Source organism: Romboutsia lituseburensis (assembly GCF_024723825.1).
Taxonomy (GTDB): Bacteria; Bacillota; Clostridia; order Peptostreptococcales; family Peptostreptococcaceae; genus Romboutsia_F; species Romboutsia_F lituseburensis_A.
The window spans coordinates 3663968-3684500 of the sequence record NZ_JANQBQ010000001.1; the positions used below are offsets into that span (position 1 = coordinate 3663968).

General features: G+C 26.9%; 22 protein-coding genes. 17 read left to right on the plus strand and 5 right to left on the minus strand.

What is annotated here, in order from left to right; all coding sequences use genetic code 11:
- The first annotated feature begins 45 nt into the window (after positions 1-45).
- From NWE74_RS17655 to NWE74_RS17665, 3 genes are read left to right on the plus strand one after another with little or no spacing between them, the layout of a single operon-like run.
- On the plus strand, positions 46-966 hold the full coding sequence (locus NWE74_RS17655; protein ID WP_258244281.1) for an ATP-binding cassette domain-containing protein: 921 nt from the start codon (positions 46-48) through the stop codon (positions 964-966).
- The gene (locus NWE74_RS17660; RefSeq protein WP_258244282.1) at positions 959-1738 is read left to right on the plus strand and encodes an ABC transporter permease subunit; all 780 of its coding nucleotides are present in this window, start codon (positions 959-961) and stop codon (positions 1736-1738) included. The genes NWE74_RS17655 and NWE74_RS17660 overlap by 8 nt, the downstream gene beginning before the upstream one ends.
- A gap of 21 nt (positions 1739-1759) precedes the next feature.
- Positions 1760-2668 (plus strand): sensor histidine kinase, encoded by a 909-nt coding sequence (locus NWE74_RS17665; protein ID WP_258244283.1) that lies wholly within the window; start codon positions 1760-1762, stop codon positions 2666-2668.
- A gap of 306 nt (positions 2669-2974) precedes the next feature.
- Here the strand turns inward: NWE74_RS17665 and NWE74_RS17670 are convergent, their stop codons facing one another.
- Positions 2975-3856 carry a LysR family transcriptional regulator gene (locus tag NWE74_RS17670; protein ID WP_258244284.1) on the minus strand — a complete coding sequence of 294 codons (882 nt, stop codon included), beginning with the start codon at positions 3854-3856 and terminating at the stop codon, positions 2975-2977.
- Between the two features lie 235 nt (positions 3857-4091).
- Here NWE74_RS17670 and cooS point away from each other — a divergent pair, with 235 nt between their 5' ends.
- From cooS to NWE74_RS17690, 5 genes are all read left to right on the plus strand, one after another.
- Complete coding sequence (cooS, locus tag NWE74_RS17675) at positions 4092-5999, plus strand: anaerobic carbon-monoxide dehydrogenase catalytic subunit (protein WP_258244285.1); 1908 nt, start codon at positions 4092-4094, stop codon at positions 5997-5999.
- A gap of 312 nt (positions 6000-6311) precedes the next feature.
- Positions 6312-6809, plus strand: a complete 498-nt coding sequence (locus NWE74_RS17680) for a CarD family transcriptional regulator (protein ID WP_258244286.1) — start codon at positions 6312-6314, stop codon at positions 6807-6809.
- Between the two features lie 169 nt (positions 6810-6978).
- On the plus strand, positions 6979-7137 hold the full coding sequence (locus NWE74_RS19230; RefSeq protein ID WP_330666419.1) for a hypothetical protein: 159 nt from the start codon (positions 6979-6981) through the stop codon (positions 7135-7137).
- 271 nt (positions 7138-7408) lie between these two features.
- Positions 7409-8020 carry an MATE family efflux transporter gene (locus tag NWE74_RS19235; protein WP_330666420.1) on the plus strand — a complete coding sequence of 204 codons (612 nt, stop codon included), beginning with the start codon at positions 7409-7411 and terminating at the stop codon, positions 8018-8020.
- Between the two features lie 97 nt (positions 8021-8117).
- Positions 8118-8423, plus strand: a complete 306-nt coding sequence (locus tag NWE74_RS17690; protein WP_258244287.1) for an MSCRAMM family protein — start codon at positions 8118-8120, stop codon at positions 8421-8423.
- A gap of 429 nt (positions 8424-8852) precedes the next feature.
- Here NWE74_RS17690 and NWE74_RS17695 read toward each other — a convergent pair whose 3' ends face one another.
- Positions 8853-9773, minus strand: a complete 921-nt coding sequence (locus NWE74_RS17695; protein WP_258244288.1) for a helix-turn-helix transcriptional regulator — start codon at positions 9771-9773, stop codon at positions 8853-8855.
- Between the two features lie 276 nt (positions 9774-10049).
- Between NWE74_RS17695 and modA the strand changes: the two genes are divergently transcribed.
- From modA to NWE74_RS17725, 6 genes are all read left to right on the plus strand, one after another.
- A complete protein-coding gene (gene modA / locus NWE74_RS17700) occupies positions 10050-10844 on the plus strand; it encodes a molybdate ABC transporter substrate-binding protein (RefSeq protein WP_258244289.1) in 795 nt (264 codons plus the stop codon).
- Positions 10845-10976: 132 nt separating this feature from the next.
- A complete protein-coding gene (gene modB, locus NWE74_RS17705) occupies positions 10977-11660 on the plus strand; it encodes a molybdate ABC transporter permease subunit (protein ID WP_258244290.1) in 684 nt (227 codons plus the stop codon).
- The gene (locus tag NWE74_RS17710) at positions 11661-12716 is read left to right on the plus strand and encodes a sulfate/molybdate ABC transporter ATP-binding protein (protein ID WP_258244291.1); all 1056 of its coding nucleotides are present in this window, start codon (positions 11661-11663) and stop codon (positions 12714-12716) included.
- A gap of 220 nt (positions 12717-12936) precedes the next feature.
- Positions 12937-13725, plus strand: coding sequence for a threonine/serine ThrE exporter family protein (locus NWE74_RS17715; protein WP_258244292.1), 789 nt, complete (start codon positions 12937-12939; stop codon positions 13723-13725).
- On the plus strand, positions 13725-14192 hold the full coding sequence (locus NWE74_RS17720) for a threonine/serine exporter family protein (RefSeq protein WP_258244293.1): 468 nt from the start codon (positions 13725-13727) through the stop codon (positions 14190-14192). Before NWE74_RS17715 ends, NWE74_RS17720 begins: the two co-directional genes overlap by 1 nt.
- Before the next feature lie 69 nt (positions 14193-14261).
- Positions 14262-14774 carry a superoxide dismutase family protein gene (locus NWE74_RS17725; RefSeq protein ID WP_258244294.1) on the plus strand — a complete coding sequence of 171 codons (513 nt, stop codon included), beginning with the start codon at positions 14262-14264 and terminating at the stop codon, positions 14772-14774.
- A 307-nt stretch (positions 14775-15081) separates the two neighbouring features.
- Here NWE74_RS17725 and NWE74_RS17730 read toward each other — a convergent pair whose 3' ends face one another.
- Positions 15082-15369 (minus strand): hypothetical protein, encoded by a 288-nt coding sequence (locus NWE74_RS17730; RefSeq protein WP_258244295.1) that lies wholly within the window; start codon positions 15367-15369, stop codon positions 15082-15084.
- Positions 15370-15618: 249 nt separating this feature from the next.
- Between NWE74_RS17730 and nrdE the strand changes: the two genes are divergently transcribed.
- Together nrdE and nrdF are read left to right on the plus strand one after the other, a co-directional pair.
- The gene (nrdE, locus tag NWE74_RS17735; protein ID WP_258244296.1) at positions 15619-17718 is read left to right on the plus strand and encodes a class 1b ribonucleoside-diphosphate reductase subunit alpha; all 2100 of its coding nucleotides are present in this window, start codon (positions 15619-15621) and stop codon (positions 17716-17718) included.
- 12 nt (positions 17719-17730) lie between these two features.
- A complete protein-coding gene (gene nrdF / locus NWE74_RS17740; RefSeq protein WP_258244297.1) occupies positions 17731-18702 on the plus strand; it encodes a class 1b ribonucleoside-diphosphate reductase subunit beta in 972 nt (323 codons plus the stop codon).
- A 74-nt stretch (positions 18703-18776) separates the two neighbouring features.
- Here nrdF and NWE74_RS17745 read toward each other — a convergent pair whose 3' ends face one another.
- Both NWE74_RS17745 and NWE74_RS17750 read right to left on the minus strand, forming a co-directional pair.
- A complete protein-coding gene (locus NWE74_RS17745; RefSeq protein ID WP_258244298.1) occupies positions 18777-19247 on the minus strand; it encodes a DMT family transporter in 471 nt (156 codons plus the stop codon).
- 16 nt (positions 19248-19263) lie between these two features.
- Positions 19264-19695 carry a DMT family transporter gene (locus NWE74_RS17750; RefSeq protein WP_258244299.1) on the minus strand — a complete coding sequence of 144 codons (432 nt, stop codon included), beginning with the start codon at positions 19693-19695 and terminating at the stop codon, positions 19264-19266.
- 123 nt (positions 19696-19818) lie between these two features.
- Between NWE74_RS17750 and NWE74_RS17755 the strand changes: the two genes are divergently transcribed.
- A complete protein-coding gene (locus tag NWE74_RS17755) occupies positions 19819-20532 on the plus strand; it encodes a cyclic nucleotide-binding domain-containing protein (protein ID WP_258244300.1) in 714 nt (237 codons plus the stop codon).
- The last annotated feature ends 1 nt before the right edge of the window (position 20533 follow it).

Sequence of the window (20533 nt, forward strand, 5' to 3'; positions counted from 1 at the left end):
ATTGTAAGTTTTATTAATAACAAAAAAATAAGAAGGGAGATTAAAATGAAGGAAGTTATAAAGACATATAAGTTATCAAAATCATATAAAAACTGTGATGCCTTAGTAGATGTAGGCATCACTGTAAATCAAGGTGATATATATGGTTTAGTAGGAAATAATGGTGCAGGTAAAACCACATTACTTAAAATATTGACTGGTCAGTCTCAACTAAGTAACGGAAGTTTTGAATTATTTTCTAAATCATCAGAAAAAGATTTAAGTTTTGTTAGAAAAAGAACAGGTGCAATTATAGAAACACCAAGTTTTTACCCAAAACTTACAGTTTTTAAGAACATGGAGTATTATCGCTTGCAAAGAGGTATTCCAAGTAAAGAGAAAATCGATAAAGTACTTAAAGAAGTAGGATTATATGATGCAAAGAAGAAAAGATTTGAAGATTTATCTTTAGGGATGAAGCAAAGATTAGGACTAGCACTTGCAATGATGAATGAGCCAGATTTATTAATACTTGATGAGCCTATTAATGGATTAGATCCATCAGGAATTATTGATATTAGAAATTTATTATTGAAATTAAATAAAGAAAAAAACATTACCATTTTAATTTCAAGTCATATATTAACTGAACTAGCAAATATTGCAACTTGTTATGGTTTTTTAAATAAAGGTAGATTAGTGGAGGAGCTATCAGCTAAAGAGCTTGAGAAAAAATGTCAAAGTTTTTTAGAAGTAAAAGCAACTGATGCTAATAAATTATCTGCACTTTTAGAACAAAAATTAGGGTATAAAGAGCTTAAAGTTTTAGCAGATAATATAATACAGGTATTTGATATTAATAGATCACCTGAGGAAATAAGCGAACTTACAATTTCTAATAAAATAGGTTTACTTGCATTAGATGAAAAAAGTATAAACCTTGAAAATTATTATATGTCTTTGATTGGGGTGGTTGAAAATGCTTAATTATATAAAAAGTGAATTTTATAGAAATATAAACTCAAAAGGTAATTATATATTTTTATTTGGATTTATGGCATTTGCATGCTTTTTAAATATAGTTTTAGGTACATTTGGAAATAATGATGCTAGTTTTAGATATGCAAATACAGCTTTTTCATTCAGTAGTTTCTATGCATCTATGACTCCTATAATGATAATATGTTTATTATTTGTTTCATTAATGTGCAGTCAAGAGTTTAAACATAATACGCTTAAAAATTCTATTTCTTATGGAATTTCAAGAAGCCAAATATACTTTAGTAAATTTTTAGTGGAAATTGTTATAGGCACAATAAATTTAGTATTAATTAGTGCGTCATATATTATAAGTGCATATATTATGCTTGAAGATAGTGGTATTTTACATTTTAATTACTTAATTAGAGCTATAGTAGCATGTATTCCGTTATTTTTAGTTGGTGTTATTTTGGCACATTGTCTATATTTTATATTGGAAAATGAAATATCAGTATGGACTACTTGGATAATAATAATGATGGTAGTACCTAAAATTTTATCAATGCTAGGAAGAAAAATCGTAGCTTTTGATAAAATAGCTAGTTGTATGCCAATTAATATTATGAGTACGTATACTTATCATAAAGGAAGTGTAAGTGTATTTATGAGTTGGAACAATCAAGATGTATTTATAAAATGCTTTATAGTAGGTATTATAGGAACTATAATATTTTATACACTAGGACTTGTATTATTTAAAAAGAGGGAGATTAAATAGATTAAAAGGAGTGTGCAGACAATGGAATGGATTTTAATTATTTTGTTAATACCAAGCGTGTATTTTTCTGCACGCTTTTTCTTGCTTTCTAAAAATATTAATGATGCAACAAAAAATCTTAATGAGATTTGTGCAAATATAGAAAGTAATCGTAAGATGATATTCAAGCATCCAGATAAAAATTTTGAGAGATTATTAAGTGAAATAAATAAATATTTAGAAAAAGCTCAACTTGAGAAAATTAAATTTATAAGAAGAGAAGAAGAAATAAAAAAAGAAATAGAAAATATATCTCATGACTTAAGAACACCATTAACATCCATTAGAGGTTATCTAGAGCTTATGAATGATGAAAATGCTTCTGAAGAGGAAAAGAAAGCCTATATTTCGGTAGTAGAAAGAAGAGCTAAGGGCTTACAAAATTTAATCCAAGTTTTTTACGATTTATCTAGATTAGAAAATAATGAATATAATCTTGATTTAGAAATTATAGATATCAATATGATTCTTAGAGAGCAGGTACTGGTATATTATAATGATTTTGAATCTAAAGGTGTTCATGTTGATATAAGTTTAGAACAAAAACCTATATATATTAAATTGGATAAAAATGCTATAGAAAGAGTATTTGCTAATTTAATTCAAAATGCTATTAAGTATGGTAAGAGTAGATTTAAAATATCTTTAGAAATAGTAGGAAAAGAAGTTATTTTAGTTTTTGCTAATGATACAGATAATTTACAGAATGAAGACGGTAAGTTTTTGTTTGATAGATTTTATATGAAAAATGTTTCAAGAAGCAATCAAAGCTCAGGTCTTGGACTTACTATAACAAAACTTTTAGTTGAATTAATGAACGGTGAAATTAAACTAGATATAGATAAAGGCTGGATAGAATTTAAAATTAAATTTAAATTAGAGGATATATAGAAAATTATATTACCTATAATAAAAAACACTTTAATAAATAATTAATTAAAGTGTTTTTTATTGAAAAATTTATATCCCTATTAGTTGTATATTTAACAACTAATAAGTGTTTTTCATTTATTAGAGCATTTGTTACAATTAAAATATAAATATGAACCCCAACAAATCATATTTATAATACATACGGATTCATATCCTTTTGTATGCAGCTTGCTTTTTACAGTAAAACACCTATTAGAATTGCCTATAATAAGAGGTGTAAGAATTACTTAAACTTAAAGGCCTTTAGTTTAATGTACAATAAAATTAATTTGTTTTAGTTTTTTCTAAAATATAATCAATAAATGCTTGCAAATTGGAATCTATAATCTTATTCTTTTTAGTAATAATGCTTATATTCCAAGTAAATGTAGGATCTTCAAAAGGAATGTAACTTATTTTACAAGTTGGAGTGTGAGCAAAATCAATACTAATTCCAACACCTTCATTACGTTTACTCAAGTCATGAATAAGAATCATTTCATCGCTTTCTATATAAATATTAGGGTCAAACTTATTTTCTAGACATTTAATTAAAAAATTATGACGCAACTTTGAGTGATTACTATTTATTATTATTTTTTCATCTTTCAAGTCTTCAAATTTCATTTCTTTTAGGTTACATAAATGATGATTTTTATTAACAATAGCATATAGTTTTTCTGATTTTACAAATTGAGAATTAAATAAACTTTCATCAAAATATGAAATAGCAAATCCTAAATCTACTTTATTATTTAAAACAGCCTCTTCGCATTTAAAATCTGTATATTCTTTAATATTTAGCACTATATCTGGGTATAGACTGCTAAATTCATTGATTATATCAATAGATAAAGCATTTAAAACACCAAAAGAAACACCTATTTTTAAGTGAACTTTATTTTCTTCAATCATACTTTTTATTCCTTTGTCTAAAATATCGAATTGATAAACTATTGAAACAGCTTTGTTTTGTAAATACTCCCCATACTTAGTTAACTCATTTCCGCTTGAATTTCTATTGAATAATGGAACATTAAGTTCTTTTTCTAAATTGCTTATAGCTTTACTTAGTCCTTGTTGAGAAATATAAAGATTTTTAGATGCTTTAGAAAAACTACCATCTTTGCATATCTGCAAAAAATACTTGAGTGTCTTGATATCCACAATAATCCCCCTCTTGTTAAAAATATACTTATAATTGATATTATAGCTCTATTTTTAATATATAAAAACAAAATAAATCACTACTATTAGTTGTCAATTATACAACAAACCATTGTTATCCAAAATAAAGTAGATTTGATACAATTCAAAGTGAAGAACATATTATCAAAAAATATATAGACAAAATTTAAACTGCATCATAGGTCATTAAATTGAATATAAAGGGGAATAGAATATGGATAAAAAACTAATGACTATTGATTTAAACAGCCAGATATTAATTGAAAAGGCTGAAAGAGATGGCGTAGAAACTATGTATGATAGAAAAAATGGATTTAAATTACAGTGTGGATTTGGCCTTCAAGGAACTTGTTGCAGAATTTGTGGTATGGGACCATGTAGAATCTCTCCAAAAACTCCAAGAGGACTTTGTGGAGCAGATGAACATACTATAGTAGGTAGAAACTTCGCTAGGATGGTAGCTGGTGGAACTGCTGCTCACTCTGATCATGCCAGAGATATAGCTCATACCTTAGCATTAAGTAGTAGAGATGGAAACTATAAAATAAGAGATGAGAAAAAATTAATAGAACTTGCTAATGATTGGGATGTACAGACTGAATCTAGAGATATATATGATATAGCTCATGAAGTTGCTGAAATAGGATTAATGGAGTTTGGAAAACCACATGGTGTTTCAATATTTCTAAAAAATGCTCCAAAAGTTAGACAAGAAATATGGAAAAATATTGGTATAGAACCAAGAGCAATAGATAGAGAAATAGCTACAGTAATGCACTCTACTCATGTAGGATGTAGTGCTGATATAGATAGTTTAATAAATTTATCTTTAAGAACATCTATGGCAGATGGATGGCAAGGGTCTATGATAGGAACTAGATTTAGTGATATAATGTTTGGTACTCCAGTACCAACGCAAACGGAAGCTAATTTGGGTGTTTTAGAAGAAAGTAAAGTAAATATAATACTACATGGTCATGAGCCAACATTATCTGAAATGATAGTTTTAGCGGCTGAAGATCCTGAATTATTAGCACTAGCTAAAAAGATGGGTGCAGAGGGAATAAATTTATCTGGAATGTGTTGCACAGGTAATGAAATTACAATGAGACATGGAGTGAAAATAGCTGGAGATTTTCATCAGCAAGAACTTGCATTAGTAACAGGTGCTGTAGAAGCTATGATAGTTGACGTTCAATGTATATTCCCAGCTCTAGCATATGTGGCAGATTGCTATCATACAAAATTTATAACAACATCTCCAAAGGCAAAAATAACAGGATCAACATATATGCAATTTAGCGAAGAAAACGCGTATAAAGATGCAAAAAAAATAGTTAAAGAAGCAGTAATTAATTTTAAAAATAGAAAACCTGAAAAAGTATTAATACCTGAATTTAAGTCATCTGCAACCGTAGGATATAGTATAGATGCTATATTATCTCAATTAGATAGAGTTGTAAATTCTCAAATAGACAAAACAGGCACTGTAAAGCCTTTAATAGATTGTTTAAAATCAGGGGTAATAAGAGGTGTAGCAGCAGTAGTTGGGTGTAATAATGCTAAAAGTGTTACAAATAAAAATCACGTAACAATCATAAAGGAATTAATAAAAAATGATATATTAGTAGTTTCAACAGGGTGTGGGGCACAAGCAGCAGCTAAGTTTGGTTTAATGGATAAAAGCGCAAAATCACTATGTGGTAAAGGATTAGCTACAGTTTGTGAGTTAGTAGATATACCACCTGTTCTTCATATGGGATCTTGTGTTGATATAAGTCGTATAGTAGATATAGTTTCAGAATGTGCAAAATATTTAGATGTTGACATGTGTGATATACCTGCAGTAGGAATAGCTCCAGAATGGATGTCTGAAAAAGCTGTAGCTATAGGGACTTATGTTGTAGCATCCGGTATAGATACATATTTAGGTATAACACCTCCTGTTACAGGTTCTAAAAAGGCAGTTGAAATACTAACTAAAGGGCTTAAAAAAGAAGTTGGAGCAACGTTTACTATAAATGAAGACCCGAATGAGTTAGCAGCCATTATAATTAATGATATAGAGCAGAAACGTTCTTATTTTGAAAAAATTATAACTGAAAAAACAAATTTATATTAAGCATAAAAATATATAATAATTGAATTAAAATTATAATAAAAGTATAATGAATCTTTTACTTACATTTATGGTTTATAGTATGTTAAAATAATTATACAGCGAGTAGTTTTGATAACGTAAGCCCAGTTGTCAAAACTATTTTTTTATGCTTAAGAAAACTATATTATTTCAATAAAAACTTATATATTATATGTACGATTAATATTAAATAACTTAGTTGGAAAAAATAACTTTAAATTAACGTATAGGGTAATTGCATATACTATTAAATAAAGTCAAAATTTAAAATTATAAAGGATGGTGAACTTTTAGATGTTTAAGGTAAATGATTATGTAATGTATGGTATGACTGGAGTATGTAAAATTGTTGATATAACGAATGAAAAGTTTATAAATAATATGAAAAAAGAGTATTACGTATTAACTCCTGTATATTCAGATAATACAATTATAAAAATTCCTGTAGATAATATCAAAATTTCAATGAGAAGAGTGCTATCTAAAGATGAAGTTATTTCAATAATAAATGACATTCCTAATAATAATATTTTATGGGAAGAAGATGAAAAAATAAGAAAAGCACAATTCCAAGAAATGCTTAAGAGTGGAGATTGTAATGAGTTAATAAAATTAATTAGATGTATTTATTTAAATAAAGAATACTTACAATCAATAGGTAAAAAAACTTATCAAGTAGATCTTGATTTTATGAAAGATGCTGAAAGATTATTAAATGAAGAATTTGCAATTATCTTGGATATTTCTCCTAATGATGTTTATTCGTATATTACAAGTAATATGCCAAAATAAATAATTACAAAAAAATTAAATTAATAAATATTTTTATTTACTATTAAATTTAACAATTGAAATTATCGAATAACCATATTGATTATACATATTTTTATTAAATTTAAGTTGAAAAATATGATAGATTTAGTGGGGAAATTTAGAAAAATTAATTTATAAAAAAATATTTATGGAGATTAAAGGTGATTTAAAAGAAGATAAGGTAGAAAGGCTACTATTAAAATATTCAATACCTGCAATAATGGCTATGATGGTAGCTTCTTTAAAACTTGGAGAAGGCAAGAGAGAAGAGGTTGAAAAGATATTAGGAAGCACAGTTGAATTATAAATAGACGTAGCTATAGCTATAATGATAGTAGGATTAATTTTTTAGATGATATACTTTATATGTTTGGAGCAAGTAGCGAAACCATAAAATACGCAAGAGATTATATGGGAATAATATTTAGTGGATGTTGGTTTAACTTACTAGGGTTTGCAATGAATAGTGCTTAATTTGTGTTTGGTCAACTTATTATTTTACTTTAGGGAGATCCAACCTAAAACTTAAGATAAAAAATATAAAATTAAAAAAGAAATTTTTAAAGGCTATAGTGTTAATGTCACTTACTCCATTCTTTATGGAACTTGCGGCTGGTTCTATACACTTAGTAACTAATAGAGTTTTAAAAATATATGGTGGAGACTTGGCAATAGGTGCAATGACTACTATAACATCTATATATTTAATTTTTTTAATGCCTGTATTTGGAATGAGCCAAGGTATGCAAACTATCATTGCTTATAACTATGGAGCTAAAGAGTATGAACATATCAAAAAAGCATTAATAATATTTTTGATATCTGGAACTACTATTTTAATATTTGGCTTTATTATTATAAGACTATTCCCACAGGAACTAATTGGCATATTTACTAATAACAGTGAACTTTTAGAACTTGCTATTGATGGTATAAAAATTTATACATTTGCATTACCAGCGATAGGTATCTCAATTTTAGGTTCTATGTATTTTCAATCTATTGGAAGTGCAAAGATATCGATGTTATTAAGCTTATTAAGACAAGTAATAATTCTTATCCCCGTTATTTCTATTGTTCCTAAGCTATATGGATTGAATGGCGTCTGGGCAGCTCAACCTATTGCTGATTTAGGTGCAATGACTATAGTTTGTATATTTTTAATTAATGAATTTAAAAAAGATAAATAAAAAAGGTAATATCATAAATTTATGATATTATCTTTTTTTATTTAAATATACATCATAGTGAATCATATGAATTTTAATGAAATTTAAAATTAGATAAATGACTAAAGTATTACAAGGTGCAGAATTTGCAATATTTGATAAAAATAAAAAAGAAATAGCAAGATCTAAAACTGATGAGAATGGAAAAGCTATATTTAATAATATAAATTATGGAAGTTATTATTACAGAGAAATTAAGGCTCCTATAGGATATGCAATTGATTCAAATTTTTATGATTTTAAAATAGAAAATAATGAAGAAATATTAACTAAAACTGTTAGTAATAAAATACAAGAAAAGTATCCATCGGGAGGCAGTGGTAGTAACTCTTCAAGCAGAGAAACAAATATAAGCCAAAGGTAGAAGAAAATAAGACTCCAGGTGGGGAAGCAAACAAGCCAACAGTAGAAGAAAATAAAACTCCAGATGTAGAAATAAATAAACCGGAATTAGATGAAAATAAAACTTCGAATAATAAAAATAATGTAATAGTAAAAGATATAACTAAAGATAAAAATAGTAATCAAAATAATATAAAAAAGTCTAATAATCAATCAAAAGAATCAGTTAAAGGAGAATCAAGTAATCCTAAAACTTCTGACAGTGGAATTTTACTCTATGTTATATTATTTGTATCATCTATTATGGCGCTTATTATAATCAATATTCCTAGAAAAAATAATATTAATTAAAAATATGAAATAAAAATGCATTTAAAATATATAAAGATTATATTTTAAATGCATTTTTTATAATTTTTACAATATATTATACGTTAAAGGTTATACACTATTAACATTCATCAATTATTTTGCCTGTATCTCTTAAATCATAACCTCCAATACCTTCTAACTCTGACTTGAAGTCATCAGATTTAATTATATTTATAATTTCTTGATAAACAGGATTTGATAAGGAATCCTTTTTTATAACTAAATCATAGCGCTCTTTTTGTAGAGGAATAAAGTCAATATTACTAACTTGCAAAGAAGCATTTTCATTACCTAACCCGACATCTGCTTTTCCTCTAGATACTGCACTAGCAACACTAAGATGAGATGATTCTTCATAATCATACCCTAATATATTTTTAGGATAAATATTTAATGATTTAAGCTTTTCGTCTAATAATATACGTGTACCAGATCCTTTTTCTCTATTAACTAAAGTTATCTTAGGATTTATTAAATCATTCCAAGTATTTATATTTTTAGGATTTCCTCTTTGCACATAAAATCCTTGTTTTCTATAGGCTAAATTTATTAGAATGCATGGTATCCCAGGCAATAGCTTTTTTACAAAAGGTGTATTGTAGCTGTCAGTTTCGCCATCCCATAGATGACATGATGATATAGAAACTTGATTATTATATAAGTTAAATAATCCATTGTAGCTACCAATATGTAAACGTAATATTTTTATCGATTTTATCTTTTTTTCAATATAGTTTCCTAATATATCTAAAAGAACATCCTGTCCACTTATAATAATATCTTGTTTAGTATTACTAGTAACATTAGCAATTGGAGAAGATATAGTAGTATTTTTTTGAGAATTTATATAATACTCAACATCTTTAATATCAACCCTAATTTTATTACAAACTTTATAGGCTGGTAATTCACCCCTTTTTATCAATTCATATACAGTATTTTTAGTTATTTTTAATAATCCAGCTACCTCAACAGGTGTTAATGATGTTAGTGAACTCATAAAAATATCCCCCCCCTTATAAATTATTTTATCATTTAAAATGTATATATGTAAAAAAATATACTAAATAATTATTTTATAATTATATATAAAAAACGATTGCGATTAAAAATTAAAGAATATATAATGAAAATAAACAAAACATTACAAAACATTACGAAACATAACAAAATGTATTTAATCTAATCTAATTTGAATCCCAAGCATAAAGTATGACAAAAATAAAAACTAAAAACCGTAGTATTAAAGAATTAAAATAATATTGGAGGTAGGGGTATGAAAAAAATATTTGTAATATGGGGAGTAATATTGTCCTTAACATTATCTTTAGTAGGATGTAGCAAGTCTAAAGTTGAATCACAAGATAATAAACACACTTCTAAAGTAGAACTTAATATATCAGCTGCAGCAAGTTTAAAAGAAGCTATGGCTAAAATAGAAGAAGAGTACAGTAAAGATAATAAAAATATAAAATTAATAATAAACTATGGTTCTTCAGGATCATTACAAAAACAAATAGAGCAAGGTGCACCTTGTGATGTATTTATTTCAGCAGGTAAAAAACAAATGGATACATTAAATGATGAAAATTTATTATTAGAAGATACATATAAAGATTTAGTTAAAAATGATTTAGTACTTATTGCAAATAAAGATATTGATATAAAAAATATAGATGATTTAAATACAGATAAAGTTAAGCATGTAGCTGTAGGAGAACCAGAAAGTGTGCCAGCGGGTAAATATGCAGATGAAGTATTAACAAATTTAAATATAAAGAATTTAGTTAATGATAAGTTAGTATTTGCAAAAGATGTAAAAGAAGTTTTAGCTTGGACTCAATCTAAAAATGCTGAAGTTGGATTTGTATATTATAGTGATGCATTAAACTCTAAAGATATAAAAATAATAGAAACGACAAAGGAAGATACGCATAGCCCAATAATATATCCAATAGCAGTTATAAAAGATAGTAAAGAAGTTGATGAAGCTAAAAAGTTTGAGGAATTTTTACTTAGTGATAAAGGACAAGATATATTAAAAGATTTTGGATACAAAAATGCAAAATAGATAATAGATATTAAAACAACTCAAATAGTTTTAATGATGGATTTTGTAATTATTATTAAAAATTATAAGTCACTATATCGTGAAAATTTAAGGTTTTAAATTAATATATATAATATTTGTGGAGGAGTTAATGTGAATGTTGATTGGTCACCGTTGATAATATCTTTGAAAACAGCTTTTTTAGCAACGTTTATAACGTTTGTTATAGGAATTATAGCATCTTACTTTATGTCAAACTATAAAGGAAAATATAAGGGCTTAATAGATGGCCTACTCACTTTGCCATTAGTTCTTCCTCCTACTGTTGTAGGATTTTTTCTTTTGTTGGTAGTTGGTAAAAATGGAGTAGTAGGTAAGTTTCTATTGCAATTTGATGTAACCATTATATTTAGTTGGTGGGCTACTGTAATATCTGCAATAGTAGTGGCATTTCCTATGATGTATAGAACCTCAAGAGCAGCTTTTGAACAAATAGATGTTAATATGATAAGTGCTGCAAGAACATTAGGTCTTAGTGAGTGGAAAATATTTTATAAAATAGCTATTCCTCTAGCTTGGCCAGGGATTATAGCAGGTATTGTACTATCATTTGCTAGAGCGCTTGGAGAATTTGGAGCAACATTAATGATAGCTGGAAACATTCCTGGAAGAACACAGACTATGCCTGTAGCAATATTTTTTGCGGTAGAAGGTGGAGATATGACAAAAGCTATAATGTGGGTTTTAATCATAACATTTATATCTATATGTATGATTTTAATACTTAATTATTGGTCAGAGGTTCAGCAAAGAATTATAGGGAAAAGGTGGAAATAGATGAGCTTATATATAGATATAGAAAAAGATTTATCATCATTTAACTTAAATGTAAAGTTAGAGTCAAAGGAGAAAATATTAGGATTTTTAGGCGAATCAGGGTCTGGAAAAAGTATGACATTAAAATGTATAGCAGGATTAGAAAAGCCTACTAAAGGGAAAATAATATTAAATGATAGAGTTTTATTTGATTCTGATAAAAAAATAAATTTATCAACTCAAGAAAGAAAGGTAGGATTTTTATTTCAAAATTATGCTTTATTTCCTCATATGACAGTAACTCAAAATATAGAGTTATCTCTATCATCTTTTAATAAAGAAGAAAGGAATAAGATATCTAGAGAGTATATAGATAGGCTATGTTTAAATGGACTAGAAAAAAGATATCCATGGCAACTATCAGGTGGTCAACAGCAGAGGGTTGCGTTAGCTAGAGCTTTAGCTACATCACCTGATATATTGCTTTTAGATGAACCATTTTCTGCTCTAGACCATCATTTGAGAATTAATATGGAAAAAGAGTTAACAAATATATTAAAAGATTACAAAGGCGAGGTTATATTTGTAACTCATGATATAGATGAAGCGTATAGAGTATGTGATGATATTGTTGTTTACGATAAAGGGGTTGGGAAATCTAAAAGAAATAAAAATGAACTATTTGAAATGCCGAGCTCATTAGTTGAAGCTAAAATAACAGGGTGTAAAAATATTTCTATAGCGAAAAAAATAGGAGCGAATATCGTCCATGCATTAGATTGGGGATGTAATTGTACACTTAATATACCTATAGAAGAAGATATTCAGTATATAGGGATAAGAACACACAATATAGAAGTCATAACAGAAGAAAATATAAATTTATATAATGATATAGATAATGTATTTAAATTTAAAATAAATCATAAAGTTGAAAATCCATTTAGCTATACATATTACATTGCAAATGATGATTATACACAGATTCAAATAGAAGTAGAAAAAAAAGAATCGAGAGTAAAAAAAGAACATTCGATATTAGTTAGATTTCCGCAGCAGCATTTATTTTGCTTTTAGGTAGATGTAAAATTATAATGAAGTAATAATATAATTAAAAACGCTCATATCAATTTTTGATATGAGTGTTTTTATATGGTAAAAGTTATGATAGGTTAAATTTAAAAATAATTTAAATATATCATTTTTTATGCTTTTAATAAAAATAAACTTTATACATTTGAGTTGAGATGATATAATTTATTTCTGACTAAAATAATAATTAAGTTAGGGGGAGCTTATGGAAGAAAAACATAACCATAAATATAAAAAAGATGTTTTGAGATTAGCTACATTTATAGGCCAATTAATGCTCACTAATGGAGCAGAAACTTTTAGAGTAGATGATACAGTAAAACGAATTTGTAAATCAAGAGGATTTTATCATATAAATGTATTTATGGCGCCAAACACAATAATAGTATCAGATGATCGATTTGATGGATATACGTTTATGAAAGTAATAGAAAACAGATGCATAAACTTAAATAAGATTGATTTATTAAATGATTTTTCAAGAAAATTTGTTAGTGAAATAGATATGTCAATTGATGATGCAATAGAAGAGTTAAAAAACTTAGAGGAGAAACCACCTCACTCACAAATTGCTATAAATATATGGACGGCTATAGGTTCCTCTAGCTTTGCGGTGCTAGTTGGAGGAGATAATCTAATAACATTTATGCTTACTCTTATAACATCAGTAATGGCAATGATTATATATGATAAAGTTAAGCAAGTAAGTAATATACCAGTTTTTGCAACTATGGTTTCATCATTAATAATAGGGTTTTGTGGTGTAGGTCTTGTAGAACTTGGAATATTAGAAACTCCGAAGATGTTAATTGTAGGTTCTATAATGCCACTTTTGCCAGGAGTACCATTTATAAAAGCTATAAGAGATTTAGTATCTGGAGAGTTAATGTCAGGGGTTGGACGAGCAATTGATGCAGGTATTATTGCAACTGGAATTGCAGTAGGTGTTGGTATGGCAATGAATATATATGTTAAATGGGGAGGAATGCTATAATGATTTGGATGCCAATTTATATACACATAATATTTTCATATCTAGCAGCAGTTGGTTTCGCAGTATTTTTAAATTCGCCTAAAAAAACTTTATATGTATCTGGCGCTGTGGGAATGACATCATGGACTATATATATACTTTTAATGAGAATTAATTTTGATATGATTAGTTCTAACTTTATAGCAGCATCTGTTGCAGCATTAATTTGTGAAATATTAGCAAGGAAAATTAAAAAGCCTACTATATTATTTGTTGTTCCAGGTATAATAACGTTAATTCCAGGTATTGGGTTATATAATACAATGTATTATCTTATGGAAGGTGATTTCCATTTAGCTCTTACAACAGGTACTAATGTTTTACTATCAAGTGGATCCATTGCTCTTGGAGTTATTGTTGTTTCTTCTTTATTTAGAACATATTATAAAAACTTGAGAGAAAAAGTAGAAGTTAGAAAGGCTTCATAGAATAACACTTTTTAGTGTGAATCATAGAATATAAATAGAGAGATTAATTATATTATAAGGGGGTATATTATGGATAAATCTTGTCTGAATTATGATATACAGAAAATTTTTTCTGAATACAATCAATCTAAGCCAGATGCATATGCTCAAATAAAAGGTGGTCTTTTAGCTCCGTGTATAAAAGGAACAATATATCTATATCAGTTAGATGAAGGAGTATATATAAAAGCATATATAACAGGGATTCCTAATATAAATAATGAGTCTAGTTCATTCCATGGATTCCATATTCATGAAGTAGGAGATTGTTCTGTTGGAAACGAAAAAAATCCATTTGCAGGAGCAAAATCTCATTATAATCCTACCAACGTTTCTCATCCTATGCATGCAGGGGACTTACCTCCAATATTATCTTCTGATGGGATAGGTATACTTTCAGTGTTTACTAATAGATTTACGGTAAATGAGGTTATAGGTAAATCCTTTATACTTCATGAAGGATATGATGATTTTACTTCACAGCCTGCAGGAAATTCAGGATCTAGATGGGCTTGTGGGGTTATATATCACTATAAACAATAAAATATATGACTTTAGCTTATTCATTAAACGTAAAAAATACTCATATTATATGAGTATTTTTTATTTTTAAAATATTATAGATTATAGAAGATATTTATATAAGACATCATTTGATCTCCAAGATTTAAATAATAGTATATATAAGTTAAATAGTCAGAATAAAAAAGCTTAGAGGCATCCATATTATTATTTAAAAGTGCATTTAATAATGATAATTGTTGATTTAAACTCATTTTATAAGTATCTAGTAATAATTTGATCTGTTCTATAACCAACAAATTTGATTCAGAGTTACTATACTGTTTTTTTAGTTTGACATTGAATTTTCAAGTTCTGATATTTGAGTTAAATAAAAATTTATTTGATTTTTTATTTCAATTGCTTTATTTTTTGCTGTAACTGTATTTATATCGATAGCATTTATATTTGATCTAATTCTTTTAATTTTATTAAAATAACCAACTAATTCTTCTTTACCCTTTAAATTTTGTAGCATTGGAGGAACCGAAGATGATTGCTCTGCAAAGACTATAGGGGGATTTTGTATAATAAATGAAATTAATAAAATAGATATTAGTACATATATTTTTTTCATTTTAGACTCCTTTTACATTTTAAGAATAAGTCATTTAGGTATATTTTAACCCTTATAAAATAAATTATTCCGTTAATATATAATAGTTTAGCTGTATGAAATTTTATTTTGTAAAATAAAAAATTAATAGTTTAAATATTTGAATATTTGTGTATATACAATATGTGGTGTTTAAAATAAAATTGATATCTATATATTGTGATTTTATTTTAAAAAATAGATTATATATTTTGGATAAAGGTGATAAAGATGAACTGGGTAGAACTTAACAATCAAGTTATTATAAAAGATGCTAAAGGTAAGTATCAATTAGAAAAGGACAAAGAAGCACTAGAGGTATATATAAAAGAATATATATACCCTAGGTTAAAGCAGTTTAGTAGCATAGAAGAAAAACTAGATTACTTAATAAATAAAGAATATTATTCTAAGGATATAATAGATAAATATAATATAGACTTTATCAAACAATTATATAAAATTATAGAAAAGCATAATTTTAAATTTCAATCATATATGAGTGCAAATAAGTTTTATCAAAACTATGCCCTAAAAAGTAATGATGGTAAAGAAATATTGGAAAGTTATAATGACAAAGTGTTAATAGTATCTTTAGCACTGGGTAATGGAGATGAAAATAGAGCGTTAAGTTTAGCTGATAAATTAGTAAAACAAGAATTCCAACCAGCAACACCGACATTTTTGAATGCAGGAAGAAAGAGAGCTGGAGAAATGGTGTCGTGCTTCTTACTATCAGTAGAAGATAGCACAGAAGGTATATCTTATGCAGTATCTTCAGCAAATCATTTATCTAAAATAGGTGGAGGAGTAGCTTTAAATTTATCAAAACTTAGAGCTAAAGGTGAGTCTATAAAAGATATAGAGGGCGTTGCAGGTGGAGTTATAGGTGTTGCAAAGATGTTAGAACAATCTTTTAGTTACTTTAACCAAATGGGTGCAAGACAAGGTTCTGGTGCTGTATATTTATCAGTTTTTCATCCTGACTTTGAAAACTTTTTAGATACTAAAAAGATAAATGCAGATGAAAAAATTAGGTTAGCTAGTTTATCTTTAGGAGCTATTATACCTGATAAATTTATGGAACTTGCAGAAAAAAATGAAGAAGCTTATGCATTTTATCCTAACTCAGTATATAAAAAATATAAAGTTAATTTAGATGATATAAGTATGGATTATTGGTATGATAAATTATCACAAGATAATGATATAAAAAAGAAAACAATAAATCCAAGAAAGATGTTAACTAAAATAGCTCAAATGCAACAAGAAAGTGGATATCCTTATGTGTTATTTATAGATACAGCTAACAGAGAGCATTTATTAAAAGATGTTGGAAATATAAAAATGTCTAACTTATGTTGTGAAATTCTACAGTATCAAAAATCTTCACAAATAGAAGGATATACTGGTGAAAATATTTGGGGGCAAGATATAAGTTGCAACTTAGGTTCATTAAATATAGCAAATGTTATGGATAATAAAGATATAGAAAATACAGTTGAAACAGCAATATATGCTCTATCATTTGTATCGGATAATACAGATATAAAACAAGTTCCAACTGTAAAGATAGGAAATGAAAAATCACATTCTATAGGCCTAGGTGCAATGAATTTACATGGGTACCTAGTAAGGGAAGATATATTATATACAAGTGATGAAGCAATAGATTTTTGTAATGTATTTTTTGCAATGATTAGATATTATGCAATTAAGTCATCTATGAAAATAGCAATAGAAAAAAATAAGACATTTGAAGGATTCGAAAAATCAGAATATGCTAAGGGTAAAGATAGTGAGGTATTGTCAAAGTATTATACAAATTCTTATTTACCAAAGTACGATAAAGTGAAAAAATTATTTGAAGGAATATACATACCTACAAGAAAAGATTGGTCTAATTTATTAGATAAAGTAAAAGTAAATGGTATATATAATGCCTATTTGACAGCAATAGCACCAACTCAAAGTATTAGTTATGTACAAAATGCAACATCAAGTATAATGCCTATTACAGATGTTGTTGAAGTAAGGACTTATGGAGATTCAACTACTATTTATCCAATGCCATTTTTAACTAATGAAAACATGTTGTACTATCAATCAGCGTATAGAATGGATATGAGAAAGGTTATAGATATAGTATCAACTGTGCAAGAACATATTGATCAAGGAATATCTACAACGTTATTTGTTACAGATGATAAAACGACTAGGGATATAGCTAAGTTATATATATATGGATATAAAAAAGGTGTTAAAAGTTTATATTACACAAGAACTAAAATGACTAGAGAAAATAATGAGTGCTTAGTATGTTCAGTATAGGAGGAAAGATTCATGACATTTGCATTAAATAAAATACATAAGGCTGTTAACTGGAATAAAGAAGACGATAATTTTACACAAGCCTTCTGGGAACAAAATGTAAAACAGTTTTGGTTACCAGAAGAAATATCTATTTCTAAAGATATTTTTGTTTGGAATGAATTAAGCCTAAAAGAAAAAGAACTATATAAAAAAGTATTAGCAGGATTAACATTGTTAGATACAAAACAAGGTAATAATGGAATACCTTCTATGATGAGTTTAACTGATAATCTTCAAAGAAAAGCTGTTTTATCATTTATGGGAACAATGGAAGAAATTCATGCTAAAAGTTATTCATCTATATTTATGACTCTTCTATCAAACAGTGAAATAGATGAGTTATTTAAATGGATTGAAACTGAGCCTACATTACAGAAAAAGGCTGAACTTATTTTAGCACAATATGAAAGTACCGAAGATGAAAAAAGTTTGTATTTATCAATGGTTACTAGTGTATTTTTAGAAAGCTTTTTATTTTATTCAGGATTTTTCTACCCTCTATACTTGGCGGGTCAAGGAAAAATGGTTGCTAGTGGGGAAATAATATCACTTATACTTAGAGATGAATCTCTACATGGAAAATATATAGGACTTTTAGCGCAAGAAATATATAATAATTTTAATGAGAGTGACAAATTAAAATTAAAGAATCGCATGTATACTATTTTAAATAATCTTATGGAAAATGAGATAGAATATACTAAATGCATATATAAAGAAAGTAGACTAGAAGATGAAGTTATTAACTTTTTAAAATATAATGCTAATAGAGCTTTAGAAAATCTAGGGTTTGAAGAATTTTATGAAGTGAATGATATAAATCCAATAGTTTTAAATGGATTAAGTACAGAAACCAAAAATCATGATTTTTTTTCAACTAAAGGTAACGGATATCAAAAAGGAATTTATGAAGAATTAGAAGATGAAGACTTTATAGTCTAAATTGATATATAGTTAAAAAAGCTATAAAAATAAAGAATCGTTTTGTGTGATTCTTTATTTTTATATTTATATTGTTAAACATTATTATCTAAAACTTCTGTAGATTTTTCAGATTTTACCTTATCTATAAATAGATTATATCCAAGTCCTAAAATTACTAAAAATCCTCCAATTAATTGATAAGCCGATAATTGCCCACTAAATAAATAATCTATAAAAATACCAGTAAATAATTGGCCAATAAATAGTAAAAGGGTTAAGTAAAAAGCAGATACTTTAGCAGATAAATATGAAGATAAAGTAACAACGAAAACGCCAACAATTCCTCCTGTATAAGTAAACCATGAGGCAGTATAAGAATCAACACTAAATAATTTGAATGTTTCACCACTTACAATTAGTAAAAAAATAGAGCCTATTAATCCAAGTACATAATTAAAAAAGGTACTTTGATACATGCCTATCTTATCAGCTAAGACATAATTAATAACTCTCGCAGTAACAATTGTAACACCTGATAAAATAGCAATAATTATATAAAACATAATAACAACTCCCTCCTTATTTAATTGTCATTACACATATACCAATAATGATAGCAGAAATACCTAATATCTTTTTTTTATTAAATTTGCTTATAGGTAAATTAAAAAATCCAAAGTGGTCTATAATTATAGATGTAATTAATTGTCCAAGTAAGCAGACAGATACTGTTAGGGAAACCCCTAAGTTAGAAAAACTTATGTTGCTAAATACAACAGTTAAAACTCCTATAAGCCCTCCTGAAAACATATACAATGGTATACCTTTAATATTTTTTAATTTAGATTTTGTAACTAAAAGTACTAAAATAATACCAATAAGACCTATAATATGAATTATTACACTAGAAGCATAATTTCCAGCGGCTTCTCCAACTGATCCATTTAGGTATAACATTATAGAAAGCAAAACTCCTGTAAATATAGATATAAAATAATTTATATTTAACACCCCCTCATTATTTTCTTTTAATAATTAATAAATTACCATAAAAAATTAATAAAAAGAATGACATATGTCATGTGCACATATAAAATAAAAATTATATAGTAAAAAGTGAAAGGGGTTTAAAAAGTGGAAATAATAAATGATCAATTTCTTATAGAAAGTTATTATAATGAATTAAATATAAAAGAGATTTTTAGTGAAAATATGAAAAATGATATGAAAGTGTTTAAATTTGAAAGAAATGAGTATTTATGTACAGAGGATGAAGATATAAGTTATTTTGCAGTTTTAATAACAGGTAAAGCTAAAGTATTTAAAACATTACCAAACGGGAGAAGTTTACTACTAAGTTTTTATAAGCCTCCTCAATTAATTGGAGATTTAGAATTAGTAAAGAATCAAGTTACAACTGGAACTATACAAGCGCTAAGTGATTGCTACTGCTTAGCTATCCCAATGAATAAAGCAAGAAATGAGCTAACTAAAGATATGAATTTTTTGAAATTTATAAGTGAGAGTCTAGCAGAGAAGCTTTCTGTAATAACTATGAACAGTTCTGTAAATTTGCTTTACCCCTTAGAAAATAGACTAGCAAGCTATATAAATGAAACATCTTCTGTATTTAATAAAAAAAGTTCAAAATACTATATAGACTTTGGAGATAACTTAGTTAACTTAGCAGAACTACTAGGGAGTAGTTATAGACATTTATTAAGAACTTTTAATGGGCTATGTAAAAAAGGTGTTTTAGAAAAAGATAAGTATGGATACTCAATAATTGACAAAGAACTTTTAAAAGAGTTAGCAGGGGATTTATATCAAAATTCTAGATTTTTATAAA